Annotated in this window: 23 protein-coding genes; 11 read left to right on the top strand and 12 right to left on the bottom strand. The window is 61.9% G+C overall.

What is annotated here, in order from left to right:
- Positions 1 to 43: 43 nt before the first annotated feature.
- A complete protein-coding gene (locus ACR9WD_RS13885; RefSeq protein ID WP_073707775.1) occupies positions 44 to 1,384 on the bottom strand; it encodes an MFS transporter in 1,341 nt (446 codons plus the stop codon).
- Between the two features lie 152 nt (positions 1,385 to 1,536).
- On the opposite strand from ACR9WD_RS13885, the gene ACR9WD_RS13880 reads away from it, so the two are divergent.
- Genes ACR9WD_RS13880 through ACR9WD_RS13870 form a run of 3 tightly spaced genes read left to right on the top strand, consistent with a single transcriptional unit; the run spans position 1,537 to position 5,049 of the window.
- A complete protein-coding gene (locus ACR9WD_RS13880; protein WP_073707776.1) occupies positions 1,537 to 2,409 on the top strand; it encodes a shikimate dehydrogenase in 873 nt (290 codons plus the stop codon).
- Complete coding sequence (locus tag ACR9WD_RS13875; RefSeq protein ID WP_434922248.1) at positions 2,409 to 4,259, top strand: bifunctional sugar phosphate isomerase/epimerase/4-hydroxyphenylpyruvate dioxygenase family protein; 1,851 nt, start codon at positions 2,409 to 2,411, stop codon at positions 4,257 to 4,259. The genes ACR9WD_RS13880 and ACR9WD_RS13875 overlap by 1 nt, the downstream gene beginning before the upstream one ends.
- A 19-nt stretch (positions 4,260 to 4,278) precedes the next feature.
- Positions 4,279 to 5,049, top strand: a complete 771-nt coding sequence (locus ACR9WD_RS13870; RefSeq protein WP_073707778.1) for an IclR family transcriptional regulator domain-containing protein — start codon at positions 4,279 to 4,281, stop codon at positions 5,047 to 5,049.
- Positions 5,050 to 5,157: 108 nt separating this feature from the next.
- On the opposite strand, the gene ACR9WD_RS13865 is transcribed toward ACR9WD_RS13870, so the two are convergent.
- The 4 genes from ACR9WD_RS13865 to ACR9WD_RS13850 all read right to left on the bottom strand — a co-directional run bounded on the left by ACR9WD_RS13865 (position 5,158) and on the right by ACR9WD_RS13850 (position 8,860).
- On the bottom strand, positions 5,158 to 6,108 hold the full coding sequence (locus ACR9WD_RS13865) for an intradiol ring-cleavage dioxygenase (protein ID WP_434922247.1): 951 nt from the start codon (positions 6,106 to 6,108) through the stop codon (positions 5,158 to 5,160).
- Positions 6,109 to 6,222: 114 nt separating this feature from the next.
- Positions 6,223 to 7,464 (bottom strand): PLP-dependent aminotransferase family protein, encoded by a 1,242-nt coding sequence (locus ACR9WD_RS13860; RefSeq protein WP_434922246.1) that lies wholly within the window; start codon positions 7,462 to 7,464, stop codon positions 6,223 to 6,225.
- A 152-nt stretch (positions 7,465 to 7,616) separates the two neighbouring features.
- Positions 7,617 to 8,474, bottom strand: coding sequence for a hypothetical protein (locus tag ACR9WD_RS13855; RefSeq protein WP_434922245.1), 858 nt, complete (start codon positions 8,472 to 8,474; stop codon positions 7,617 to 7,619).
- Positions 8,471 to 8,860, bottom strand: coding sequence for a helix-turn-helix domain-containing protein (locus ACR9WD_RS13850; RefSeq protein WP_066141726.1), 390 nt, complete (start codon positions 8,858 to 8,860; stop codon positions 8,471 to 8,473). The genes ACR9WD_RS13855 and ACR9WD_RS13850 overlap by 4 nt, the downstream gene beginning before the upstream one ends.
- 380 nt (positions 8,861 to 9,240) lie before the next feature.
- On the opposite strand from ACR9WD_RS13850, the gene ACR9WD_RS13845 reads away from it, so the two are divergent.
- Both ACR9WD_RS13845 and ACR9WD_RS13840 read left to right on the top strand, forming a co-directional pair.
- Positions 9,241 to 10,416, top strand: coding sequence for an NAD(P)-dependent malic enzyme (locus tag ACR9WD_RS13845; protein WP_434922244.1), 1,176 nt, complete (start codon positions 9,241 to 9,243; stop codon positions 10,414 to 10,416).
- Positions 10,417 to 10,583: 167 nt separating this feature from the next.
- Positions 10,584 to 11,048 carry a DUF4262 domain-containing protein gene (locus ACR9WD_RS13840; protein WP_158024706.1) on the top strand — a complete coding sequence of 155 codons (465 nt, stop codon included), beginning with the start codon at positions 10,584 to 10,586 and terminating at the stop codon, positions 11,046 to 11,048.
- Positions 11,049 to 11,265: 217 nt separating this feature from the next.
- On the opposite strand, the gene ACR9WD_RS13835 is transcribed toward ACR9WD_RS13840, so the two are convergent.
- Positions 11,266 to 12,747, bottom strand: coding sequence for an amino acid permease (locus tag ACR9WD_RS13835; protein ID WP_434922243.1), 1,482 nt, complete (start codon positions 12,745 to 12,747; stop codon positions 11,266 to 11,268).
- A gap of 608 nt (positions 12,748 to 13,355) precedes the next feature.
- Between ACR9WD_RS13835 and ACR9WD_RS13830 the strand changes: the two genes are divergently transcribed.
- Entirely contained in the window at positions 13,356 to 14,201 is an 846-nt protein-coding gene (locus tag ACR9WD_RS13830; protein WP_038993294.1) for an HpcH/HpaI aldolase/citrate lyase family protein, read from the top strand.
- Between the two features lie 86 nt (positions 14,202 to 14,287).
- Here the strand turns inward: ACR9WD_RS13830 and ACR9WD_RS13825 are convergent, their stop codons facing one another.
- The 4 genes from ACR9WD_RS13825 to ACR9WD_RS13810 all read right to left on the bottom strand — a co-directional run bounded on the left by ACR9WD_RS13825 (position 14,288) and on the right by ACR9WD_RS13810 (position 18,147).
- Positions 14,288 to 15,778: an alanine/glycine:cation symporter family protein gene (locus tag ACR9WD_RS13825; protein ID WP_434922242.1), complete on the bottom strand. Its 1,491-nt coding sequence runs from the start codon at positions 15,776 to 15,778 to the stop codon at positions 14,288 to 14,290.
- Positions 15,779 to 16,006: 228 nt separating this feature from the next.
- Entirely contained in the window at positions 16,007 to 16,129 is a 123-nt protein-coding gene (gene ykgO / locus ACR9WD_RS13820; RefSeq protein ID WP_073707785.1) for a type B 50S ribosomal protein L36, read from the bottom strand.
- Positions 16,119 to 17,180: a GTP-binding protein gene (locus ACR9WD_RS13815; protein ID WP_434922241.1), complete on the bottom strand. Its 1,062-nt coding sequence runs from the start codon at positions 17,178 to 17,180 to the stop codon at positions 16,119 to 16,121. The genes ykgO and ACR9WD_RS13815 overlap by 11 nt, the downstream gene beginning before the upstream one ends.
- A 109-nt stretch (positions 17,181 to 17,289) precedes the next feature.
- Positions 17,290 to 18,147 carry a fumarylacetoacetate hydrolase family protein gene (locus ACR9WD_RS13810; protein WP_434922240.1) on the bottom strand — a complete coding sequence of 286 codons (858 nt, stop codon included), beginning with the start codon at positions 18,145 to 18,147 and terminating at the stop codon, positions 17,290 to 17,292.
- 219 nt (positions 18,148 to 18,366) lie between these two features.
- Between ACR9WD_RS13810 and ACR9WD_RS13805 the strand changes: the two genes are divergently transcribed.
- The 4 genes from ACR9WD_RS13805 to ACR9WD_RS13790 are packed head-to-tail and all read left to right on the top strand — an operon-like array spanning position 18,367 to position 21,962.
- Positions 18,367 to 19,008, top strand: coding sequence for an ABC transporter permease (locus tag ACR9WD_RS13805; protein ID WP_434922239.1), 642 nt, complete (start codon positions 18,367 to 18,369; stop codon positions 19,006 to 19,008).
- A gap of 52 nt (positions 19,009 to 19,060) precedes the next feature.
- Positions 19,061 to 20,263 (top strand): ABC transporter ATP-binding protein, encoded by a 1,203-nt coding sequence (locus ACR9WD_RS13800; protein WP_052254082.1) that lies wholly within the window; start codon positions 19,061 to 19,063, stop codon positions 20,261 to 20,263.
- Positions 20,260 to 20,988: an ABC transporter permease gene (locus ACR9WD_RS13795; RefSeq protein WP_038993301.1), complete on the top strand. Its 729-nt coding sequence runs from the start codon at positions 20,260 to 20,262 to the stop codon at positions 20,986 to 20,988. Before ACR9WD_RS13800 ends, ACR9WD_RS13795 begins: the two co-directional genes overlap by 4 nt.
- A complete protein-coding gene (locus ACR9WD_RS13790) occupies positions 20,985 to 21,962 on the top strand; it encodes a glycine betaine ABC transporter substrate-binding protein (protein ID WP_038993303.1) in 978 nt (325 codons plus the stop codon). The genes ACR9WD_RS13795 and ACR9WD_RS13790 overlap by 4 nt, the downstream gene beginning before the upstream one ends.
- A 149-nt stretch (positions 21,963 to 22,111) precedes the next feature.
- On the opposite strand, the gene ACR9WD_RS13785 is transcribed toward ACR9WD_RS13790, so the two are convergent.
- The gene (locus tag ACR9WD_RS13785) at positions 22,112 to 22,270 is read right to left on the bottom strand and encodes a hypothetical protein (RefSeq protein WP_158024707.1); all 159 of its coding nucleotides are present in this window, start codon (positions 22,268 to 22,270) and stop codon (positions 22,112 to 22,114) included.
- Between the two features lie 222 nt (positions 22,271 to 22,492).
- Between ACR9WD_RS13785 and ACR9WD_RS13780 the strand changes: the two genes are divergently transcribed.
- On the top strand, positions 22,493 to 23,041 hold the full coding sequence (locus ACR9WD_RS13780; protein WP_121867356.1) for a YceI family protein: 549 nt from the start codon (positions 22,493 to 22,495) through the stop codon (positions 23,039 to 23,041).
- Between the two features lie 111 nt (positions 23,042 to 23,152).
- On the opposite strand, the gene ACR9WD_RS13775 is transcribed toward ACR9WD_RS13780, so the two are convergent.
- A complete protein-coding gene (locus ACR9WD_RS13775) occupies positions 23,153 to 23,596 on the bottom strand; it encodes a DUF4190 domain-containing protein (protein ID WP_141357255.1) in 444 nt (147 codons plus the stop codon).
- Positions 23,597 to 23,659: the final 63 nt, after the last annotated feature.

The following is a 23,659-nucleotide window of genomic DNA, read 5'->3' as shown; positions in this document are numbered from 1 at the left end:
AGCTGCCCGGTTTCGGCTGGGGCCTGTGGCTGGGTCTTGCCCCCTAGCTGGAGACCTTTTCGACCTTGCTGCCCAGCTCCGTGGTGGGCACCCGGTAGGTTTCGCGCGCGGTCATTGCCGCCACGGAGGCGATCAGCGAGATCGCCGCGGTGAAGATGCTGATCTGCACCCACCCATTGGCTTCCAGTCCGCCCAGGGCGGCGACGATGGACGGGGCGAACCCTGCCATCAAGAAGCCGATCTGGGTGCCGATGGCCAGGCCGGAGAAGCGGACCTGGGAAGAGAACATCTCGGCGTAGAAGCTCGGCCAGACCGCATTGGCCGCGGCATAGGCGCAGGAGAAGACCAGCACCGAGAGGCCGAACTGCGCCAGCGCGTTATCCGTTTCCATGGAGCGCAGGTAGAACGGCATGAAGGCCGCGGAGCCCAGTGCGCCGTAGATGAATACCGGCTTGCGCCCGATCTTGTCCGCCAGCATGCCGAACAGCGGCTGGGTGAACAGCGCGCCGATGTTGCCGGCTACCACCAGCCATAGGGTGATGGACTCGTCCATGTTGCCGATCGTCTTGCCGTAGGAGATGGCCAGCGTGCCGTAGACGGTGGACACCGCGGCGATGAAGGCGCAGAGGATGACGCGCAGCACGTCCTTCCAGTGGAACTTCAGCAGCACTGCCAGCGGGAGCTTGGCGATCTCGTTGTTCTTCTTGGCTTCCTCGAATTCCGGGGTTTCGTGCAGCGAGCGGCGGATGAAGAAGGTGACGATCACGACGAGGGCAGAGAGCCAGAACGGGATGCGCCAGCCGATGCCGTACTTGATCTCATCGGGCAGGGCGACCACCGGGATGAAGATCAGCGCGGCCAGGATCTGCCCGCCCTGGGTGCCGGTCAGCGTCCAGGAGGTGAAGAAGCTGCGGCGGTGGTCCGGCGCATGCTCCAGCGACATGGAGGAGGCCCCGGCCTGCTCGCCGGCAGCCGACAGGCCCTGGCACAGGCGGGCGAAGACCAGCAGGATCGGGGACAGCCAGCCGACCTGGTCGAAGGTGGGCAGGCAGCCGATCAGGAAGGTGGAGGCGCCCATCAGGATCAGCGTGAACATCAGCACCTTCTGCCGGCCGACGCGGTCGCCGAAGTGCCCGACGAAGATGGCGCCGATGGGGCGTGCCACATAGGCGAAGCCGAAGGTCGCCAGCGACATCACCGCTGCGTTGGTGGAAGTATCCGGGAAGAAGATATGCGGGAAAATGAGCGCGGCGGCGGAGCCGAAGATGAAGAAGTCGTAGTATTCAACGGCGCTTCCCATGAAACTGGCGACGGCCGCCTTGACTGGAGTGCGCTTGGGGCTTCCGGTGCCGTCGGGCGCCGTTGCCTGGTGTGCAGCTTGCATCGGGATACTCCCTGATCGAGTGGTTTGGAGGGGAACTCGTCCTAAGTGTGCGCATTCCGTACACTTGTTCGGAATGTGTTCATTGGTTTACAGTAGATGCAAATCACAAACAGGGCAAGACCTGATGCCAATTTTGAAGGGCAGCGACGAAAATGAGTACACCCAGCGAGTCGTTCCTGGTGGGACTGATCGGCGAGGGCGTGATGCCTTCGCTCACGCCTCCCATGCACGAGCATGAAGCCGACGCGCAATCCCTGCGCTACCTGTACCGGCCGATCGACCTCGCGGTGCTGCAACGGCCCGGGCAGGATGTCGGGACGCTGCTGGCCGCCGGAGCCGAGCTGGGCTACAACGCCTTCAACATCACCCACCCCTGCAAGCAGCTGGTGCTCGAGCACCTCGACGGGATCTCGGACAGCGCGCGGAAGATCGGCGCGGTGAATACCGTTCTCATCGAGGACGGCAAGTTCTACGGGCACAACACCGACGCCTCCGGCTTCGCCCGCGCCCTGGCCACCGGGCTGCCCGGAGCCAACCTGGCCAAAGTGCTGCAGCTGGGAGCCGGCGGCGCCGGAGCCGCCGTGGCCTACGCCCTGCTGGACTCGGGCACCACCGAGCTGCACATCGTGGATTTGGACGCGGAGCGGGTCGAGCACCGCGTGGCCGAGCTGCGCAGCCACTTCCCGCAGGCGCAGATCTTCGCCGCGACCCCGGATGAGGTGCCGGGCCTGCTGCCTGGCAAGGACGGGCTGCTCAACGCCACCCCGATCGGCATGCACCACCACCCGGGCCTGCCGCTGGATATCGCGGCGCTGACTGCGCATCACTGGGTGGCCGACTGCATCTACCGCCCGGTGGACACCGAGCTGATCACCGCCGCCCGCGCGTTGGGCTGCCAGGTCCTGGACGGCGGGCACATGGCCGTGGGCCAGGCGGTGGACGCTTTCGAAATCATTACCGGAATCAAGCCGGATGCCGCGCGGATGCGCGCCCACCTGCTGGCCATGCTGGAAGAAGGACGCTGATGCGCACATCAATCGCCACCGTATGCCTGTCAGGAACACTGGAAGAGAAGATGCTGGCTTGCTCCAAGGCCGGATTCGACGGGATCGAGATCTTTGAGCAGGACCTGCTGGTCAGCCCGATGTCCCCGGAAGAAGTCAGGGCCATGGCCGACCGGCTGGGGCTGGGCCTGGACTTGTTCCAGCCCTTCCGCGACTTCGAGGGCGTCACCGAAGCGCAGCTGCAGGCCAACCTGCATCGCGCCGAAGCCAAGTTCCAGCTGATGAACCAGCTGGGCATGGACCTGGTGCTGCTGTGCTCCAACGTCGCCACCGCCACCATCGATAATGATGAGCTGTTCATCGCGCAGCTGCGCCAGCTGGCCGAGCTGGCCGCCGGCTACGGCGTGCGCATCGCCTACGAGGCGCTGGCCTGGGGCAAGTACGTGAACACCTACCAGCATTCCTGGCGCATCGTGCAGGGTGTGGACCGGCCGAACTTCGGGCTGTGCCTGGACAGCTTCCACATTCTCTCGCGCGGGGATGACCCGGCGCAGATCGCGCAGATCCCCGGCGAGAAGATCTTCTTCGTGCAGCTGGCCGACGCTCCGGTACTGTCCATGGACATCCTCTCCTGGTCGCGGCATTACCGGCTCTTCCCAGGCCAGGGCGGTTTCGCGCTGGATGAGTTCATGCTCCACCTGGTCCGATCCGGCTATGCAGGCATTGTCTCCCTGGAGATCTTCAATGACGTCTTCCGCCAGTCCAATGTCGAGCGGACCGCAATCGACGGACTGCGCTCGCTGAAGTGGCTGCAGTCCCAGACCACCGGGCTGCTGGCCGGCAGCGGGCAGCACTCGGCCCTGGAGCTGGAGGCGCTGCCCGGGGCCCAGGAAGCCACGGCCTTCGACTTCGCCGAGATCCGCACCGAGGACCCGGAGCGCGTGGCAGGGATGCTGGCGCAGCTGGGCTTTGCCTTCAAGGGCCAGCACCGGCGCAAGCCGGTGCAGCTGTGGGCTTCGGGCGAGGCCCGGATCATCATCAACTCCCAGCGCAGCCGCGGCGTCGAAGCGGCGGTCTCCGGCTTCGGCGTGCAGGTTCCTGATCCGGGCGCTGGGGGCGCACGCGGCACGTCGCTGCTGGCCACCAAGGTCCCGCGCCAGCAGACGCACCACGAGCAGGAGCTGCCCGGCTTCCTGGCCCCGGATGAAACCGAGGTCTTCTTCAGCTCCCCAGCTAATACGCGCAACTGGGAACGCGAATTCCTGGACGCCGGCGAGGCCGCGCCGGAAACCGGGACCCCTGCGGTCACCGGTATCGACCACATCAACCTGGCCCAGCCTTGGCAGTGCTTCGATGAATCGGTGCTGTTCTACAGCAGCGTGCTCAACCTGGAAATGATGCCGGGCACCGAGGTGCCCAGCCCCATGGGGCTGGTGCGTTCCCAGGTGCTGCGCACCGCCGACTCCTGCGTCCGGCTGGCCTTGAACATCGTGCCGCAGGGGCTGGAAAAAGCCATCGAGCGCCATCACGAGTACCCGGAGCATGTGGCCCTGCGCACCGGCGACATCGTTCAGCTGGCGCGTTCCGCCCGTGCCCGGGGGATGGAATTCCTGCCGGTGCCGGCCAACTACTACGAGGATCTGGCCGCCCGCTTCGAGCTGGACGGGCAGCTGCTGGCTACGCTCAAGGAGCTGAATCTGCTCTATGACCGGGATGAGCAGGGCGAGTTCCTGCATTTCTACACCAAGACGCTCGGGAACATGTTCTTCGAGGTGGTTGAGCGCCGCGCTGGCTACGATGGGTACGGGGCGCCCAATGCGCCGGTCCGGCTGGCTGCGCAATTCGAGAGCAACCGCTGGAGCAGGAACTAGGAACACGGGGGACCGTCGAGTGGAACAGCGGCCGGATTATTTCGTTAAATCCACCGAAAAGACCTTGGCCGTGCTGCTGGCATTCAATGCCGGCGCCACCGAGCTGACGGTCTCCCAGGTCGCGGCCGCTACGGACCAGACCCGGGCCTCGGCCCGGCGGTTCCTGCTCACCCTGGCAGATCTCGGGTACCTGGAAGCGCAGGGCAGCACCTTCCGGCAGACCCCGCGGGTGCTGGACATCGGAGCTTCCTACCTCTCCGGGCTCACGCTGCCCCAGGCGGCCACCGCCCACCTGCAATCGCTGGCGCACGAACTGGAGGAGACCTCGTCCCTGTGCGTGCTCGAAGGCCAGGACATCCTCTATGTGGAACGCGTCGCCGCGCCGCGCCTGCATTTGATGAACGTGTCCATCGGCAACCGGCTGCCGGCCTGGGCGACCTCGATGGGACGCGTGCTGATCGCGCAGCTGGCCGAGGCCGAGCAGGAATCCTTCCTGGAGCGCGTGCAGCTCCAGCGGTACACCGAGCATACGGTGGCGGACCTGGATGCGTTGCGCAGGGAACTGGACACGGTGCGCGAGCAGGGCTGGTCCCTGGTCAACCAGGAACTCGACGAGGGGTTGCGCGGTCTGGCCGTGCCGGTCTACCGCAAGAACCAGCTGCTAGGGGCGCTGAACATCTCGGTCCAGGCCGGGCGCAACAACCCCGAGGCCATCAAGCAGATCCTGCTGCCCAAGCTGCGCGAAGCCGCCACGGCGATCGCAGACGACTTCGGCGGCCGGCTGGCCTGAGCATCCCTCCGGTTCAGCCGCCGCGGCGACGGGAGCACCGTCACCGCTACGGCCAAGCTGGCAGGCACACCGTGGCGCTGCACCACGATGGGGTGCGGCCCACGACCGCTACGAGCCGGACGGTGCCGGAGCTGTCGGGGCGTTGCCCGGCCGCTGCCCATCAGGCATTGCCGGGGCGTTGCCGGGAGGCATGCCTCCCGGAGCCCCGCCACCGGCAGGTTCGGTGTTCGTATCCACATTGACCGTGAGGCTGACGGTGTAGCCGGAGCCGGTGTTCCCAGCGACGGTTGCCAGTTGGGCGGCTCCCGAATCCTCGCCAAAGACATTGTCCGAGTCCAGGCCCACCCCCTGCATATTCTTCACCGACTGCTCGTAGCCGGTGGTTGCGTACACCGCGGTGCAGGTCTCCTGCGGCAAGGCGACCTGCGAGGTGGCGATCGCTGTGGTGTGATCGGTGATCGAATCGGTATCCGGGTACACCTCGAAGTGGATGTGCGGCCAGCGTCCGGCATAGCATGCCGGGAAGATGCTGGTGTAGCGTACGATGCCGTCGGCATCGGCCACCTGGACCCCGCGCAGGTAGTTCTCATCTTCCAGTCCGCTGGAGTACATGGAGTATTCCCCGGACCGGTCGCAGTGCCACACGTACACTGCCACACCGGCGAAGGGCTGGTTGTTATTGGCCATGTCCACGATCTTCAGCTCAAGGGTCATTTCGATGCCCTCGGCCGTGGTGGTGCTGGTGCCGAAGCTGGAACGGATGTCGCTGCGGACGATTCCGCTTTGCTCCAGCACGTCCGGACCATTGGACCCGTCGCCCGGGTAGGGGCCGGCCGTCTCGTCAGGGATCTCCGCAGCGGTGGAGGACGAAGCGGTGCCCTTGCTGCCGGTGGGGGAGCAGGCGGCCAGGGCGAACGCGAGCGTGCCCACGCCCACACCGGCCAGAACCTTGCGCCGCTCGATCAGGGTGCCGACGTCGAAGGACAGCCCCTGGTCCTCGAGATCTTCTTCGGGCCTCGGCAGCGGCCGGTTTCCGAACCAGCGCGGTGGGGGATTCATGGTGCACTCCTTGAGCCAGGTGAAATGGGGCTGTTTGCCGTGTTCACTACCGTATGCAGACGGATCATGGCCCAGCACAGGAGGCACTGTGGGTATTCTGAGAAGGGTTGGCCGCTAGCCTTGGTTGGAGGCGATGGCCTGCTCAAGCAGCAGCGAAAGCCGGCGCACGCCCTCGGCGATGGTTTCCTCGTCGACCGAGCAGAACGCCAAGCGCAGCTTGTTGCTGGCCTCGCCAGAGGGGCTGAAAGCGGCCCCAGGAATGAAGATGACCCCTGCCTTCACGCCCTGCTGGAGCAGCGCGTAGGTGTCGATGCCTTCGGGCAGGGTCAGCCAGATGAAGAATCCGCCTTCCGGATGGGTGTGGGTGACTCCAGCGGGCAGGTACTTGGCCAAGGCGGCGAGCATCGCATCGCGGCGCGAACGGTACAGGTCGTTGTACTTGGTGATCTGCCCCTTCCAGTCATGCTCGTTGAGGTAGGCGCTGATGATCATCTGGTTCAGGGTCGGCGGGCACAGGGCTACCGCTTCGCCGGCGAGATAGAATCGGCGGAACAGGTGGGTAGGCACCGCGGCCCAGCCGATGCGCAGGCCCGGTGCGAAGATCTTGGAGAAGGAACCCATGTAGATCACGTTCTCCGGATCCAGGCTGCGCAGCGTGGGCGCCGGGGTGCCCTCGTAGCGCAGCATCCCGTACGGATTGTCTTCCAGGATCAGGATGCCTGCCTCGCGGCAAATCTCCACGATTTCCTGGCGGCGCTCGGCAGCCAGCGTGATGCCCGAAGGGTTGTTGAAGTTCGGGATGGTGTAGAGGAACTTGATGCGCTCGCCGGCCGCGCGCAATTCGGCGATGCGCTCGCGCAAAGCGTCAGGAATCAGGCCGTTCTCGTCGGTGCCCACCGGGCGGGCGGTCACCTGGTAGGCCTCGAAGGTGTTCAGCGCGCCGACGTAGGTCGGGTCTTCGCAGAGCACCGTGTCTCCGGGATTGCAGAACACCTTGCATGCCATGTCCTGCGCTGACTGGGAGCCGTTGGTGACCACGACATCCTCGATGCCCACGTTCGTGATGCCCTCGGCCGCCATGACGTCGATGATCTGCGCACGCAGTTCGGGGGTGCCCAGGCCCGAGCCGTACTGCAGTGCTTCGGGGCCCTGCTCGACGATGATGCGCTGGGCCATCTCGCCAATCTTTTCCAGCGGGAGCAGCTGCAGGAAGGGGTTGCCTCCGGCCAGGGATACCAGCGAAGGGTCCAGCGACAGCTCGAACACGTCGCGCACCGCAGACTGCTTGATTCCCGCCGCGCGCTCGGAAAGCAGGGACTCGTGCAAAGTGGTCAGCGATTGTGATGCGGTGGTCATGGTTCTCCTCGGCCGGGGCTCCCGCTGGCGGGGAGCGTGATTCCTGCGCTGGGTGCGGCACAAGAATTGTTTTCAAATAGAATACTTTGGTATTCCAGCAGGAAATTCAGGGCTTGGCAAGACCTGGGCATCCAGCAACGCGATTCCGTGCCTCAGCGCGAGGCATGGCGCTCCTCGATGGCCAGCTGGGCCAGCGCCGCGTTCACACGAGTGCGGAGTTTCTCCGCAAGATTCCGCGGCTTGCTCCCCGCCAGCCAGCACTGCCTGGCCAAGTGGGCCAGCAGCTCGACGCAGTCCGCAGAAGCACGGAAATATCCGGACCGGGACAGGGCGATGGCAGCATCGATGATCAGCAATGACGCATCCAGTGCGCTATCGGCGGCTTGCGTGGCGCGCTGCCCGCTGGGTGCGTGGCGTTCGCGCATCACCAGCTCGCGGATCTCCGTGAGCTTTTCGGGAATGGAAACCACCGCGCGGTGCGCCCGGTTCTGCACCCCCATGAGCTGCAACGGCCTGATGGCGGCCAGCAGCATGCCGACCATGGCGAAGGCCGACAGGCCCGCAACACCGAGCTTGGCCAGCAGAATTCCTGCGGCGATGGCCAACCCTGCCACCCCGAGAACGATGAGGAAGATCGCCAGGCTGCCAAAACGCGGCTTTTTCGGTTCCGGGCGAAGCGCACGGGTCCTGGTGAGCCGGTCGAGGCTCGCGCGGATTTCGGGCAGGTCGGGAACGCCCAACCTGCCTTGTGAGATCCGCTGGGCGTCGCGCCACGCCTGGGTGCGCCGGCGGCTGCGCAGGACCTGGAAGATTTGCCACCCGGCTAGCAGGGGAAGGGCGAGCGTGAAAAAGAGCAGCGCCGCGGTGCCAAGGGTGATGTCGCCGGACTGGTGCATGCCGTAGGCGCCCATCCAGGCGAACAGGGAATACCCGGGAAGGCGGATCAGCAGGCGATCCCACCAGGCGACTTCCTGCGGAGCGCTGGCGGATGAACCGGCCGGCTTGCTCATTTTCCGGTTTCGCCTCGCGAATCCAGCCATGCCTGGATGGCGCTCGGGCGGATGCGGCGATGCGTGCCGCGGTATTCCACCGGGATGATCCCGGAATCGGCCAGCTTGCGCAGGTAGCTGTTGGAGATGCCTGCCATCTGGGCCGCCTGGGAAGTATTGAGCAGCAACTCGGGCGTGCCGATGCTGACCGACTCGCCATCGGCGAAGCGCGACAGCACCTCGATCAGCGCCTGATGGGCTTCCTTGGGCAGCTGCAGGGCAGTGCCGTTGACGAATACTGTCGTGTCATTCGACTCGTCCAACGCACGGCGCAATCGTACCGTGGTCTTCTCATCCAACGCTTCGAAAGTGCGGACCCTGCCTAGTGCTGAAGTCGGTGATGCCATGGCCCCAATTTTGCCCGAGATGCTCCTGAACCGCACCTCATGACGCTGGGTCTCGGCAACGTGCGGCGCTTGAATTGTGACGCGCATACGACGAAAGGGGGTTGAATTGCGCCAAACGGTTCCCGTATGGTGGAAAACGTAGGTCTAAAGAAAGTACTGACCAGCCATCTTCCGGCACACCATGACGGATCCTTCAGCCTCACCCGGCGTAGCCCAATTGGGAATTGTGTACATGGAAGCCTGACGCCCTCCTTAATTGCCTGTGGGTCACGCTCCGTTGCGGTCGGATGAATGGTCATGCGCGTTCCTACGCTCTGCCACCAATTTCGTGGGTACTGCGTTTTCGTCAATCAGAACTTTCTTGAAAGAAGAGCTATTCAATGTCTGTTGAATCCACCAAAGACCTGTCCACCATCACCGATGCAGAAGTTTTCGACGCCCACCTCGGCGGCAAGCTTTCCGTCTCCTCGCAGATGCCGCTGAATACCAAGCGCGACCTGTCCATCGCCTACACCCCGGGTGTCGCAAAGGTGTCCCAAGCCATTGCCGATGATCCAGCCAAGCACGCCACCCACACCTGGGCCTCCCGCCTGGTCGCTGTGGTTTCCGATGGCACCGCGGTGCTGGGCCTGGGCGACATTGGGGCCGCCGCTTCGCTTCCGGTCATGGAAGGCAAGAGCGCGCTGTTCAAGGAATTCGGCGGACTGGATTCCATTCCGCTGGTGCTGGACACCACCGATGTGGACGAAATCGTCGAGACCGTCATCCGCCTGCGTCCGAGCTTCGGCGCAGTGAACCTGGAAGACATCTCCGCTCCGCGCTGCTTCGAAATCGAAAAGCGCCTGATCGAGGCCCTGGACATCCCGGTCATGCATGATGACCAGCACGGCACCGCCGTCGTGGTGCTGGCAGCGCTGATCGGTGCGGCCCGCCAGACCAACCGCGACATCAGCTCGCTGAAGGTTGTCATCTCCGGCGCAGGTTCGGCCGGCGTCGCCGTCACCAACCTGCTGCTTTCGGCCGGCGTGGATGATGTCATCGTGCTCGACTCGCGCGGCACCATCCACCGCGAACGCGACGACCTGAACCCGGTCAAGGCCGACCTGGCGGCGCGCACCAACCGCGAAGATGTCATGGGCGGCTTGGCCGAGGCCCTGGATGGCGCCGACGTCGTGGTAGGCCTTTCCTCGTCGACCTTTGCTGAGTCTGCGGTGACGAAGATGAACAAGGACGCCATCATCTTCGCGCTGTCCAACCCGACCCCGGAGATCATGCCGGATGTCGCCGCGAAGTATGCAGCGGTCGTAGCCACCGGACGCAGCGACTTCCCGAACCAGATCAACAACGTGCTGGCCTTCCCAGGTATCTTCCGCGGAGCCCTCGACTCGGGCGCCAAGAAGATCACCGAAGGCATGAAGGTCGCGGCGGCCCACGCCATTGCCAACCTGGTCGGCGATGACCTGGCTCCGGGCTACATCATTCCTTCGGCAACCGACGATCGCGTAATGCCTGCCGTGGCTGCGGCTGTGGCTGCGGAAGCCGAAAAGAACCAGTAGATATTTCACGCGAAAAGCTGCCTGCAACCTACCGTTGCAGGCAGTTTTTTTGTGCCCGGCACCCCTGGATGCGTTGGGCGAAGTTATCCACAATCGCGAAAGATTCTGCTGCGGGTGATGAATGAGCGCAAAACTGGATGGAACCGAATCATTCCAGGAGGGACACCATGCTAGAACCTACAGACTTCCGCCTCACTGTGCGCAGCTCATTGCCCGACACGGTCCTGCTCAGCCTCGTCGCTGCCTATGAAACAGAGGAGAAAGGCTATGCCATCGTGCTCTGCGGTTCAGCCAAGCACCAGCAGGCAATTGGGTACACGCTGGGCTTGACCACGATTGGGCATCCTGAAATCACCAGTGTTGGGGGAGACGGGGATGATGTTTTCGCCTTGCTCTCCCATGTTGCAGAGCAAGTCGTTGATCACGGGCAGGTCTTTTCGGAAGGCCAGCACAGTACGTCTTTGTTCAGCAAGCTCACCTTCAAGGAGTCTTCGGCCGCATTGCCTGAGCTTCCCATCTCGCGTCTGATTATTGGTAAGGCCCCAGTTTCGAGGCTCCAGTGCATGATGCCGTTGGACTTCGTCAATATCCAGCCGCAGACGCTGTCCGCGGATCTACGCCGCGTCGCTTGATCTGGAGCAAGAGTCCGCGAGGTGCATATCTGGGCGCGAGATGAGCTTTTTGTTGTGCTGGGTCGGACTTGCTAATGCTTGAATTGCACAGAAGGCCTGAATTGGATGGTCCGTCCGGCCCTCATGCGGCGCATGCTGGACGGTACCGGCAGATGCCCGAGGGTTTCGAGCCTCAGTACTGGAGCGCAATTCGTCGTAGGAAATTCTTGCGGAGCATCTAGCTTTCCCGGTAAATCGCCGCTGCCTCGTTTTCAGCGAGAACTTTTGTCTGATGCGCTGCACGCAGCGCCTGGTGGCTATCGGACTTGCGCACCTTGAGGTAGGACAGTCCAACGACGAGGAACCACAGCGGAGTAGCCAGCAACGCGGCGCGCGTATCAGCCTGCGTGGTCAATGCCCACAGGATGAAGACGAAGAAGGCGAGCACCATGTATGGGGCTCCCATCCCGCCGGGAACTTTGAACTTCGAGGCATCATGCAGGTGCGGGCGACGCTTGCGGAAGGCCAAATAGCTGATCAGGATCATTGACCAGACGAACATGAAGCACAACGCAGACACCGTGGTGACCAACGTGAACGCCTGGGCCACCGAGTCGCCCGCGTACAGCAGGACCACGGCGGCAAGCAGGAACATGCAGGAGAACAGCAACGCATTGCGCGGTACCTGCGTGGTCGACAGCTTGCTGAACTTCTTCGGAGCATCTCCATCTTGGGACAGGGCGTACAGCATGCGGGAGGTGGAGTAGATTCCGGAATTGGCGCTGGAAGCCGCCGCCGTCAGGACAACGAAATTAACCAGACCCGCAGCCGCAGCCAAGCCGGCCATCGAGAACATGCCGACGAATGGCGATTCATCAGCGGAGAACTTGTACCAGGGAGTGACGGCCATCAGGACGGTCAACGCACCGACGTAGAACAGGATCACGCGCAGCGGAATGGAGTTGATCGCCTTGGGCAGATTCTTCTCAGGGTCCTTGGTCTCGGCCGCTGCAGTGCCAACCAATTCAATGCCAACGAACGCGAAAACAGCGATCTGGAAGCCAGCGACAAAGCCCATGAAACCGGTGGGGAACATGCCGCCGTGCGCCCAGAGGTGGACGAAGGACGCGGTGTCTCCCTCTGATGAGCTGAAACCGGTGGCGATCATGGCCAGTCCGCAGACAATCAAGGCCAGGATGGCGACGATTTTCACCAACGAGAACCAGAACTCGGTCTCGCCGAAGGCCTTGACAGTTGGCAGATTCAATCCGGCCAATAGCAGGATGCAGCACAGCGCAGGAAGCCACAACGGGATCTCGGACCACCAGTAGGCGACGTACTGGGCGATGGCGACTACGTCGGCAATGCCGGTGACAACCCAGCAGAACCAGTAGGTCCAGCCGGTGAAGAAGGCGGCCCAAGGCCCCAGCAGGTCTCCGGCAAAATCTGCGAAAGTCTTGTAGTTCAAGTTGCTGAGCAGGATTTCGCCCATGGCGCGCATGACGAAGAAGAGCATGAAGCCGATGATCATGTACACGAAGATGACCGATGGTCCGGCTGCCGAGATGGTCTTGCCGGAGCCCATGAACAAGCCGGTGCCAACTGCTCCGGAGATCGCCATGAGCTGGATATGCCTGCTGGACAGGCCGCGCTCAAGTTTCGTTCCGGAGGAATCGGTTTTCAGTTGCGTGGAATCGTTCGCCACGGCTGCACCTTTCATGAGCAGATCCCTTCGGTTTTTCGAAGGAGACGGCCCGCTGGGAGGAAGGACTAGACCGCAGAACGAGGTTATCGCAGATGCATTGACCGACTATATTTGGCCGTCAACGCAGAGCGCGAGCAGGCTTAACAGTTGTGAAATTCGTTATATGCACCTGGGTCAAAGGATGCTGCAAGCTGCTTCGCACAATAGCTGGGGGAGCAGGCCTGGCCCTTGGGAGCGATTAATCGAAGTGGCCAGTCGCAAAGCTGGCAGGAATGGGCAAGGAAGAAAACCAATCGAATATCCATGAAGGAATTTCTCCGGTTCCGGCGAATGGAATTAGCGTGATGCGCTTGATTAGCTGATTCAGAATTATCGGTGATCATTTCCAGCTTTGTGCACGTTGCCGTCGGATATCGGAAACGGCAGATCCAGTAAAAGGGGAACATCAGGATCACCACGAAATCCAGGCGCACTTTTCGCTGCAGAACAGCCAGGCTGGCGCACAGGAGCATCACGAAACCCGGTTGCTCTTGCGTTGTATTTCAAGGCAACCGGTTCACTTGAAGCAAATACTGTACATGGCCAGTGGAAGCTATGCGTGGCAAGTGAGTAGTGTAGGACTTATGGCATTCCGAAATCGTCGAGCTGCGGCTCTTCCTGCAAAATTGTCCCGTTCCTGGCTCTTGGTCAATGCTGCCAAGGAGGAAACTTTCGCCCCTTCACTAGCATGTGAAGCGGACTCGGTGATTTTCGATATGGAAGCTGCCGTTCCTGATGATCAGAAGATCCAGGCTCGCGACAACGTGGTACGCGCCCTGTCCAATGGCATGACTGCCTGGGTGCGCGTCAACGGCATTGACACCGATTTCTGGGCCGACGACCTTGCCGCATTGTCCGGCGCCCCCGGCCTGCGCGGAATCATGCTGGCCATGACCGAGCAGCCTGAACAAGTGACCTACAGCGCGATGCGCCTGCGCGCGGGCACACCGGTACTGGCCTTGATCGAAACCGCCTTGGGCATCGAGAATGCAACGAAGATCGCTTCGGCTCCGGGCACCTTCCGCCTGGCATTCGGCATCAACGACTTCCGCAAGGACACCGGCATCTCCGATGAGCCGATGGCCCTGGCCTACGCACGCGGCCGCCTGGTGATCGCTTCGCGTGTCGGCAAGCTGCCCGGCCCAATCGACGGGCCACCGCCAGCAGGTGCCGACGCGGCCAAGGTGACCGAGGAAACCCGCGTTACCGCTTCCATGGGCATGACCGGCAAGCTGTCCCTGTCCGTTGACCACGTTGATGGCATCAACGCCGCACTGGCACCAAGCGAAGACGAACTGTCCTGGGCCATGGAACTGCTCGAAGCGCATGCCGCGGGAGCATCGGTGGGCGACGGCTCGTACCTGCCTCGCTTGGCCCGTGCCCAGAAGATTGCCGACCTGGCCGACTCCTACGGCTTGTGGAACGCCTAAGGTACTAACCTTCTTCCAACAGCAAAGGACCCGTCCGGCGTCTGGATTCAACCAGATGCCGGACGGGTCCTTTTCGCTAGCTGCGCCTATGCCTCGTGGGCACCGCGGTTGCGCGAGGAGCCCACTACGTCGCCGGCCTTCCACTCGGCCCAGCCGGGACGATCGAGCATGAAGTCCTCGATCTGCGCCTTGCTCGCTTCCAGCTTCGGGTCATGCTTGAGGTACCAGCGGGTTTCGCGTGCCACCATGCCCGACAGGATCAGCAGGCCGATCAGGTTCGGCAGGGCCATCAGGCCGTTCATCATGTCCGAGAAGTTCCACACTGCGGTAAGCTCGGTGGTGCAGCCTACGTAGACGACCAGCGAGAACACGACGCGGAACGGCATGACCAGCTTGCGGCCGAACAGGCGCTCGATGTTGCGCTCGCCGTAGTAGCTCCAGCCCAGGATGGTGGAGAAGGCGAACATGACCAGACCGATGGTCACGATCCAGTGGCCCCACTCGCCTGGCAGGCCGTGGGCGAAGGCCTGTCCGGTCATCAGCGCGGCGGAGATCTGCTCGCCGGTGGCCTCGTCGATCAGGTTCCAGGTGCCGGTGGTGATGATGACCAGGCCGGTGCAGGTGACCACGATGATGGTGTCGATGAAGGTCTGGGTCATGGAGACCAGGCCCTGGCGAACAGGGTGGGTGGTCTGCGCCGACGCAGCGGCGATGGCGGCCGAGCCCATGCCGGACTCGTTGGAGAAGATGCCGCGGGCAACACCGTACTGGATGGCGATGATGATGGCCGAGCCGGTGAAGCCGCCCACAGCGGAGGTGCCGGTGAAGGCATCGGTGAAGATGGTAGCGAAAGCTGCAGGGATGCCACCGACGTTGGCGACCAGGATGTAGATCGCTGCGGCCACGTAGAAGACGATCATCACCGGAACGAAGCCAGCGGTCACACGGCCGATGGACTTGATGCCGCCAACCAGCACCGCGATGGACAGCACGGTCAGGACCACGCCGGTGACCCATGGGGCCACGCTGAAGGAGTTCTCCAGGTTCAGGGCGATGGAGTTGCCCTGGGTCATGTTGCCGATGCCGAAGCAGGCCAGGGTGGCGGCGATGGCGAAGAACAATGCCAGGAACTTGCCGAAGGGTCCCTTGATGCCGCGTTCGAGGTAGTACTGCGGACCGCCGGACTTTTCGCCGGCGGCGTCAGTGCCGCGGTAGCGCACGCCGAGGTAGGCCTCGGTGTACTTCGAGGCCATGCCGAGCAGGCCGGTGACCCACATCCAGAACAGGGCGCCCGGGCCGCCGATGCCGATGGCCGTGGCCACGCCGACAATGTTGCCGGTACCGACGGTAGCGGCCAGCGCGGTGGTCAGTGCCTGGAACTGCGAGATGTCGCCCTCGGCATCAGCGTCCTTGCGCTTGAGCAGGCCAAGGCGCAGTGCGGCGGCGAGCTTGAAGAACTGCAGGCCTCCCAAGCGGATGGTCAGGTACAGGCCGGTGCCCAGAAGCAGCGGGATGAGGACAAACGGTCCCCAAATGACGGAAGAGATATCCCCGAAGAGAGTGCCCAAAGCGTCCATGGATTCAATATCCTTATGTGCGAGTGACTGATGATGAAGAGTCTCAGGCGAGAAGCCGATTCCCTTATGTGAGTGCCATCATATGGCACTCGGGAGAGGTGTGTCACAAAGCGCGCTGGTTCGGGTCATGTCCAGTTCATTAACTTATTTTCACCAATGGATCAGCTGTTTGGGCCGAAAAGGCTCCGCCGGCATCCACTGCGGTGGATGCCGGCAAGCTGCGGGGCTTCAGCCCTGCCGCGCTTTCATGCGCGGATTCTTCTTGTTGATCACGAAGACGCGGCCGCGTCGTCTGACCACTTGCGATCCCGGTGCCTTCTTCAGTGCACGGATGGAATTCCTAACTTTCATGCCATTCACCTCCCTCGTGATTTGCGGAGTTGAACAGCCCCTTGAGCTCTTCCTCGGTGACCTGGCACTGCTCGAAAACCGTTTCAATCTGCGAAGCTTCATGCTCGGATCCGTAGAGCAGCAATTCTGAAACGGCGATATGCGAATGCCAGGCCCCGGTGTTCTCCATCCAGATGCGCGGACCGGCTCCGCCGATGGCAACGCGCTCGCTCAGCGCGCTGGCTACCCAGAGGACGCCGCGGATGCAGGTGCAGGACTCAGCCAAGGACGGCAGGGCTTGGCGGAAGCGCTCGGGGTGGAGCGGACGTTCCGCGTGCAGGCGGATCGGCGCACTGCTGGCATCAAGGGGTGTTCGCGGCAGATGCCCGGCGCTGGTGCGCTGGCGTGCCGCGGCGGGGTGGAAGGATCCGAGTTCCCCTTCGTGCACGCAGATTTGCGCATGCGGCGCCATCTGCCGTGCCAGGCCGAGACCGGCTTCGTAGCGGATGCCGCCAGCACGCCGCGGACCTGCAGCATCCTCCAGCAGCTGGGCTTCCAGGCCTTCAACCGGAATGAGCGTATCTGCCTGCATCAGTTCGGTGAAGAAGAACTCTCCGGCAGTCCGCGCATCGTGCTCCATGGCGTTGAATCCCGATTCCCAGAGGGTATGCCGATCCCACATCTGGTTTTCCAATTCGGCTGGATCCAAGGCCAGCGCGATGCTGCCGATCTGCAGATCCAGTGGTTCGAGTTGTGTTTCGAGCATCTGGAGCACCGAGGCGCTATGCCAGGTGGAAGGCAGCCCCAAGACCATGGTGGTTTCGGAATCCTGGGGTGCCAGGCGCCTGATGGTCGGCAGGATCTCGAATTTCGTGGCACAGCCAATGCAGGGATGCTCAAGCACTGCTTCAGCGCGTTCGGCGGTCGCCGATCCAAAGACATGGCGCACCAGCCGATTGCCATCGACGAAGTCATAGCGCAGGAAGATGGCATCGCGGTGGTGGCGTCGCAGGTGCTCCAAGCCGGTGTCGCGGCTGGAGGTGTCAAGTGCGGAGAGGACAATGAGGTTCACGCATCACAGCTTATATGAGAATGAGACTCAATAACAAAAAGAAAAGCGGTGCTTAACGACCAGTGGCCTGCCCGCCGATGCGGACAGGCCCCGAGAACCAGCGGGAATATCAGTGCTGCGGCGCGTGGAAAACTACCGTCGAGGTACCCAGACCCTCAATCGAGGTCTCCAACGCGTCGCCGTGCTTGAGCCACGGGTGGCGCCCATTCTCGTCCCGGCGACCCAAGGCGACACCGGAGGGCGTGCCAGTGAGGATGACGTCGCCCGGCCGCAATTCATTGAACGTCGAAAGGTAGGAAACCAACTCATCCGCCGAGAAAATCAGGTCATCGATCTGCTCGTCCTGCACCACCGCGCCATTGACCTTGCTGCTGATGCGCGCCGAAGGATTCAGCTCATCAGGGGTCACGAGCCAAGGACCCAGGGGAGTGGAGTGGTCCCAGATTTTGCCCTGCAGCCATTCCTGGGTACGGCCCTGATAGCCGCGCATCGACACGTCGCTGGACACCGCATAGCCAGCAATATGCGCTGGCGCATCTTCTTGGCTGATGCGACGGCCAGGCTTGCCGATAATAATGGCCAGCTCTGCTTCGTAGTCCACTCGATGGTCTTCAACGGGAATTTCAATCGAGTCATTGGCACCGCAGAGGGTGGAGGCGAACTTCGCGAAGACCGTCGGATACTTCGGCAGCTCTTCGCCGACCTCGGCCGCGTGGGTCTTGTAGTTCAAACCGATGCAGTAGATTTTCTCCGGCTTGGGAATCAGCGGAGCGTAGTCGGCTTCGCCTTCGGCAATGGAATCGCCCACCAGGGCCCGGGCAATGACTTCCTGCTGGACGGCTTCCTCAAGCCGCAGGAAACGCTGCACCGAATCGAGGTTGTCCAAATAATAGGCACGGCCATCTTCAATGACAGCCGCGGTGGTATGGCCTGGTTCGCTGGCGAGGCGGAGCGTGGCAAGTTTCATGAATCTATCTCACTACATTTCTCGCTGAAAGTGCACCATATTTCGTACCCGTCAGGAGATTCCCATCCGTGCTGAATACGGCCAAGCCAGAGCTGTGTTATCGAAACGTGGCTTGGTCAGGCTACGGCAACCCGGCTAAACTCAGGGCAAGCTCGGGTCCCAGTGACCAGTCCTGAAACAAAGATCTAGATACAAAACTAAAGTGAAGCAGGTTTTAATGTGGGTGACTTTATTGGCGAGAGATCTCGCCATATCCTCTTCGCCTCCTGGCAGCATTTCTCGCTCGTCGCGCAGTGCCTGATCCTGGCGACAATTATTTCTGTCCTTATTGCCGTACTGGTTTACCGCAATAAGTCCTTATGCGGTTTGGCCAACGGCATTAGCGCCATCGGCCTGACCATTCCATCCTTCGCCTTGATCGGTTTGCTCATTGTTCCCGTTGGCTTCGGCGTCACGCCGGCCGTCATCGTGGTGACGTTCTTCGCGGCCTTGCCGATTCTGCGAAATGCGATCGTAGGCCTGAACAACATCGAGCCAACCATTATCGAATCGGCACGCGGCATCGGCATGAGCCGGCTGAAGACGCTGGTCGCCGTTGAAATACCGATGGCGTGGCCGGTGATCCTCACGGGCATACGCATTTCTGCCCAGATGGTGATGGGCGTTGCCGCAGTGGTCTCCTACGCCCTGGGCCCAGGCCTTGGCGGATTCATCTTCCAGGGACTGTCGCGTCTAGGCGGCGCGAACTCCCTGGAATCCGTGGTTACCGGCGTCGTTGGCGTCGTTATCCTGGCGCTCATTCTTGACTTGATTTTGCTCGGCATCGGCCGACTGACTACCCCGCGAGGTATCCGTGTCTGATAATAAGATTTCCGAAAACGCCGTGGCCCAGAATGTCACCGGCGCTTCGATCATGCTCGAAGAAGTAACCAAGACGTATCCGGGGCAGAAGAAGTCGGCCGTCGGCGGCCTGACCCTCGAGATCCCCGCAGGATCCATCGTGATGTTCGTCGGGCCATCCGGCTGCGGCAAGACGACCACGCTGAAGATGATCAACCGGCTGATCGAGCCGACCAGCGGCAAGATTGTCATTGACGGCGAAGATGTCACCAGCATGAACGGCGACGAGTTGCGCCGCCGCATCGGCTACGTGATCCAGGCCGGCGGCCTGTTCCCGCACATGACCGTGGCCGCAAATATCGCCATGGTGCCGAAGATGCTGGGCTGGCCCAAGGAGAAGATTGCCGCCCGCGTGGACGAGCTGCTGGAGCTGGTCTCGCTGGACCCGGACCTGTACCGGAACCGTTTCCCCAAGGAACTCTCAGGCGGCCAGCAGCAGCGCGTGGGCGTGGCCCGTGCGCTGGCAGCGGATCCTCCGGTGTTGCTGATGGATGAGCCATTTGGTGCGGTCGACCCGATTACCCGCCAGCGCCTGCAGGATGAGCTGCTCAATATCCAGTCCGAGGTCCAGAAGACCATCGTGTGCGTGACCCACGACTTCGATGAAGCGGTGAAGCTCGGCGACTGGATAGCGATCTTCAACGAAGGCGCGCAACTGGAGCAATACGATTCCCCGGAACGGATCCTGGCCAATCCGGCCAGCGAGTTCGTGGAGAACTTCATTGGCTCGGGTGCGGGCCTCAAGCAGCTGACCCTGACGCGGGTGAACGAAGTGGAGCTGGAAGACGCGCTGACCACCACCCCGGGCAAGAACGCTTCGGATGTGCTCTCGCAGCTGCAGGGTGCCGGACGCAAATACGCTGTGGTGCTTGATTCGCGCGGACGTCCGCTGCGCCGGCTTGACCGCAGGCAGCTGTCGCGTGCCCAGATCATCGAGGGGACCTACGACGAGAACATGCCGGTAGTCGGCGAGCAGGCAACCTTGAATGACGCATTGGACACCATGCTGGTGGCCAGTTCCGAGTCGGCCCTGGTGACCGGGCGCCGTGATGTGCTCACCGGTGTCATTACCGTGCAGACCGTCATGGAGGCGATCGCCGCCGCCAACAATGCCGAGGATGCTGACCATGAAGCTCCGGTAGGCCTGAATTCTGGTGCCATCAATGTCGTGGACATCGACGGTGCCGCCGCCGGGCAGGGTGGTGAATCGGCATGAGATCCGAAACCCGCAGCTTGATTTGGCAAATCGCCGGAATCGCAGCTGCTTTTGCCATCCTGATGGGTTGGCTGGTGACAGCCGATCTGACCGAGACCGAACGGCAAACGCTGGATCCGGCAACAATTTGGGGGTATACCCTCGACCACCTGAAGATCACGGTCATCGCGGCGGTCATCGTCCTGCTTATCGCCATCCCGCTGGGCGTGCTGCTGACCCGTCCGGGACTGCGCAAGGCCGCCCCGGCGGTACGCGCCATAGCCAATTTCGGCCAGGCGGCACCCGCCATCGGCGTTATCGTGCTCTTGGCGTTCTGGCTGGGATTCGGCCCGAAAACCGCAATCATCTCGCTGGTGATCTACGCGATCCTCCCGGTGCTCTCAAACACCATTGTCGGCCTGCAGCAAGTTGATGCGCGCCTGGTGGAAGCCGGACGGGGAATCGGCATGAGCCAGATGGCGGTGCTGTTCAAGGTTGAACTGCCGTTGGCCGTCCCGGTGATGCTTTCGGGCATCCGCACCGCACTGGTGCTGCTGGTCGGCACCGCGACGCTGGCCACCTTCATCAACGGCGGCGGGCTGGGCATCCTGATCACCACGGGTGTGAACCTGAATCTGAATGTGGTGCTGATCGCCGGTTCGCTGCTCGTGGCCTTGCTGGCCTTGACGGTTGACTGGCTTGGCCGCGTCGTCGAACAGGTGGCCCGACCGAGAGGACTTTCGTGAACCGCAAACTGAAATTCGCTGTCCTGTCCATGGCCGCGCTGATCGGACTGACCGGCTGCGGGCTGAGCCCCTCGACCGGCACTGTGCCCCCAGCCGGCCCGGCCGAGATCAAGCCGCTGGTCGACAATGCTGCAAGCACGTCCGTGACCGTGACATCCAAGGCGTTTACCGAGCAGCTGCTGCTGGGCAAGATCACCGTGATCGCACTCGAAGCCGCTGGGTATGATGTCACCGACCTGACCAATGTTCCCGGGTCCCAGCCGGCGCGCCAGCTGCTGCTTTCCGGCGACGCGAGCGTGCTCTGGGAGTACACCGGTACCGCCTGGCTGACGTATTTGGGCCATGAGAAGCCTGTCGTGGGCGAGGAGGAGCAGTGGCAGGCGGTGCATGATGAGGATGTTGCCAACGGAATCGTCTGGGGGAACCCGGCTCCGTTGAATAACACCTATGCGTTGGCGATGAACGAGGAAACGACCAAGCGGCTGGGGATTACCAAGCTTTCCGAGCTGCAGAAGCTGGATCCCGACGAACTGACGTTCTGCGTCGACCCGGAATTCAACTCCCGCCGCGACGGTCTGACACCGATGCTGGAGCATTACGGCATCGACCGCGGCTCTGAGGTGAGCGAGGACAATATCGGTTTGTACGATGTTGGTGCCATCTACCAGGCGACCGCTAATGGCGCGTGCAACTTCGGCGAAGTCTTCACCACTGACGGACGCATCAAGGCGTTGAACCTGACCGTCCTGGAAGATGACCGGAAGTATTTCCCGAGCTACAACGCTGCCCCGGCTTTCAACGGAGAATTCCTTGACGAGCACCCGGAGATCCAACAGATCATGGACCAGATCGCTCCATTGCTGACCGATCAGGTCTTGATGGAGCTGAATTACCAGGTCGATGTCGTTGGACGTGAACCAGCCGATGTTGCCTTCGAATGGATGGTTGGAGAGGGCCTGGTCTCCGAACCCTGATCCCGGCAACGCAAATTGCAGGCAATAAATACTGGATCCCCGGCATCTCGATGCCGGGGATCCAGTTTAATGTTGCCGAGGATTCACTGGGGATTGGTTCCGCTCCGATGGTTTTGCTTGCAGGATGGAGATAGGTGGATGCCCTCTGCCTACGGCTGATCACGGGTGCCGAGCTCGCCGTCGACTTCATCGGCGATTTCGGTGCTGGCAGCGGTAGTGATGGATTCTTCCTGCCAAATTTCCTCTAGCTCTGCAGATAGCTCGGCTTCCTCTTGGACATGATTGGGGTCTGGGTTATTTGCGTTCATGGCCTCAGTCTAGCCATCAACGTGCAGGAGTAAAGGGGTGATTGAAAAATAATTTCATCGGAAACTTTCCTAGTCAGATTCGAAAAATGAACCTTACGGCGATCCGGTTTGAACTTTTCTTGCGAAAAGTGGTTGACGCTTCAACTTCATTAGTGTCATACTGGTATCAGCAAAACAAATTGAGGCGTCAACTACTTGGCGGCCCGACGAAAGGATGTAGACATGACTGCAACTGCACTGACCACCGGAACCTGGAACCTCGACGCATCGCACTCCGAGATCGGCTTCTCGGTTCGCCACGCAGGCATCTCCAAGGTGCGCGGCAGCTTCACCGAGTTCGATGCAACCCTGACCACCGGCGAGACCCTGGCCGACTCTTCGGTTGAGGCAACCGTCCAGATCGCATCGGTCAACACCAAGGATGCCAACCGCGACGCTCACCTGAAGGGCGAGGACTTCTTCAACGCTGAGCAGTTCCCAACCATGACCTTCAAGTCCACCGCAGTCAAGGGCGACGCCGGAGAGTTTGTTCTCGTTGGCGACCTGACCATCCGCGGCGTGAGCAAGGAAGTTGAATTCGAAGCTGAGCTCGGCGGCGAAGCTGTTGACGCCTTCGGTGCAACCCGCGTTGGCTTCTTCGCATCGACCACCATTTCCCGCAAGGAATTCGGCATCACCTGGAACGCAGCACTGGAAGCCGGTGGCGTTCTGGTCAGCGACAAGGTCAAGATCGAAATCGACGCTTCGTTCGTACTGCCAACCGCAGAGTAATAGTTTCCCGAAAGCCGTCATGGGGATGACGGCGTAAGGGCCGATACCGGAAAGCCCCGGCTCACGAAAGTGAGACGGGGCTTTGCCGTTAAGAGCGTAATTGCGAGGTGCCTAGAACTCGCTGAATGAAGGTTCCATGGAAAAGGCGAGCAAGCCGAGGAACATGAAAGCGAAATACGCAACCCAAAGGATGCCGAAAATGGTGCCGATCCAGCCGGTCACCTTGCCGACCGTGGCTGCCGTGTTGAATTCCCTCTCGGCTTTGTTGGCTTTGGAAATAGCAATCGGCCCAAGAATCACGCCTGCAACGAAAAGGGACAAGATGCCAAGAATCATCGAAGTCTGCGCCAACTGGGCGCCTTCGAAATGGGCTGCAGGCGGATAGCCGAAGTTGCCCGGGGGATATGGGCCCGGCTGGCCGTGAGCCTGCTGGTTGTAGTACGGCTGCTGAGGCACCCCATTGAGCTCGTAGTAGCCAGGTTGCTGGTACTGCTGGTTCTGCCCCTGCTGTCCCGAAGAATAAGGGTTTCTCGGTTCTTCGCTTGGACTGGTCATGACAACCTGCTTTCCGTTCGTGAAGCTCATGCGCCTAGTTCAAGATTCTCTCATGCAGATGGC

The sequence above is a fragment of the Glutamicibacter sp. PAEs-4 genome, assembly GCF_051161755.1.
Lineage (GTDB): Bacteria > Actinomycetota > Actinomycetes > Actinomycetales > Micrococcaceae > Glutamicibacter > Glutamicibacter nicotianae.
Note: the sequence above shows the minus strand (reverse complement) of the source record. Positions and strands in the feature narration are given on the sequence as shown.

What these genes read in the sequence shown, in the direction of transcription:
- ACR9WD_RS13780 (WP_121867356.1), top strand. Translation starts at nt 22,493, where the DNA reads ATGACTGCAACTGCACTGACCACCGGAACCTGGAACCTCGACGCATCG.
- ACR9WD_RS13845 (WP_434922244.1), top strand. Translation starts at nt 9,241, where the DNA reads ATGTCTGTTGAATCCACCAAAGACCTGTCCACCATCACCGATGCAGAA.
- ACR9WD_RS13875 (WP_434922248.1), top strand. Translation starts at nt 2,409, where the DNA reads ATGCGCACATCAATCGCCACCGTATGCCTGTCAGGAACACTGGAAGAG.
- ACR9WD_RS13880 (WP_073707776.1), top strand. Translation starts at nt 1,537, where the DNA reads ATGAGTACACCCAGCGAGTCGTTCCTGGTGGGACTGATCGGCGAGGGC.
- ykgO (WP_073707785.1), bottom strand. Translation starts at nt 16,129, where the DNA reads ATGAAAGTTAGGAATTCCATCCGTGCACTGAAGAAGGCACCGGGATCG.
- ACR9WD_RS13835 (WP_434922243.1), bottom strand. Translation starts at nt 12,747, where the DNA reads ATGAAAGGTGCAGCCGTGGCGAACGATTCCACGCAACTGAAAACCGAT.
- ACR9WD_RS13860 (WP_434922246.1), bottom strand. Translation starts at nt 7,464, where the DNA reads ATGACCACCGCATCACAATCGCTGACCACTTTGCACGAGTCCCTGCTT.
- ACR9WD_RS13775 (WP_141357255.1), bottom strand. Translation starts at nt 23,596, where the DNA reads ATGACCAGTCCAAGCGAAGAACCGAGAAACCCTTATTCTTCGGGACAG.
- ACR9WD_RS13800 (WP_052254082.1), top strand. Translation starts at nt 19,061, where the DNA reads ATGCTCGAAGAAGTAACCAAGACGTATCCGGGGCAGAAGAAGTCGGCC.
- ACR9WD_RS13840 (WP_158024706.1), top strand. Translation starts at nt 10,584, where the DNA reads ATGCTAGAACCTACAGACTTCCGCCTCACTGTGCGCAGCTCATTGCCC.
- ACR9WD_RS13850 (WP_066141726.1), bottom strand. Translation starts at nt 8,860, where the DNA reads ATGGCATCACCGACTTCAGCACTAGGCAGGGTCCGCACTTTCGAAGCG.
- ACR9WD_RS13830 (WP_038993294.1), top strand. Translation starts at nt 13,356, where the DNA reads ATGGCATTCCGAAATCGTCGAGCTGCGGCTCTTCCTGCAAAATTGTCC.
- ACR9WD_RS13865 (WP_434922247.1), bottom strand. Translation starts at nt 6,108, where the DNA reads ATGAATCCCCCACCGCGCTGGTTCGGAAACCGGCCGCTGCCGAGGCCC.
- ACR9WD_RS13855 (WP_434922245.1), bottom strand. Translation starts at nt 8,474, where the DNA reads ATGAGCAAGCCGGCCGGTTCATCCGCCAGCGCTCCGCAGGAAGTCGCC.
- ACR9WD_RS13785 (WP_158024707.1), bottom strand. Translation starts at nt 22,270, where the DNA reads ATGAACGCAAATAACCCAGACCCCAATCATGTCCAAGAGGAAGCCGAG.
- ACR9WD_RS13810 (WP_434922240.1), bottom strand. Translation starts at nt 18,147, where the DNA reads ATGAAACTTGCCACGCTCCGCCTCGCCAGCGAACCAGGCCATACCACC.
- ACR9WD_RS13885 (WP_073707775.1), bottom strand. Translation starts at nt 1,384, where the DNA reads ATGCAAGCTGCACACCAGGCAACGGCGCCCGACGGCACCGGAAGCCCC.
- ACR9WD_RS13825 (WP_434922242.1), bottom strand. Translation starts at nt 15,778, where the DNA reads ATGGACGCTTTGGGCACTCTCTTCGGGGATATCTCTTCCGTCATTTGG.
- ACR9WD_RS13795 (WP_038993301.1), top strand. Translation starts at nt 20,260, where the DNA reads ATGAGATCCGAAACCCGCAGCTTGATTTGGCAAATCGCCGGAATCGCA.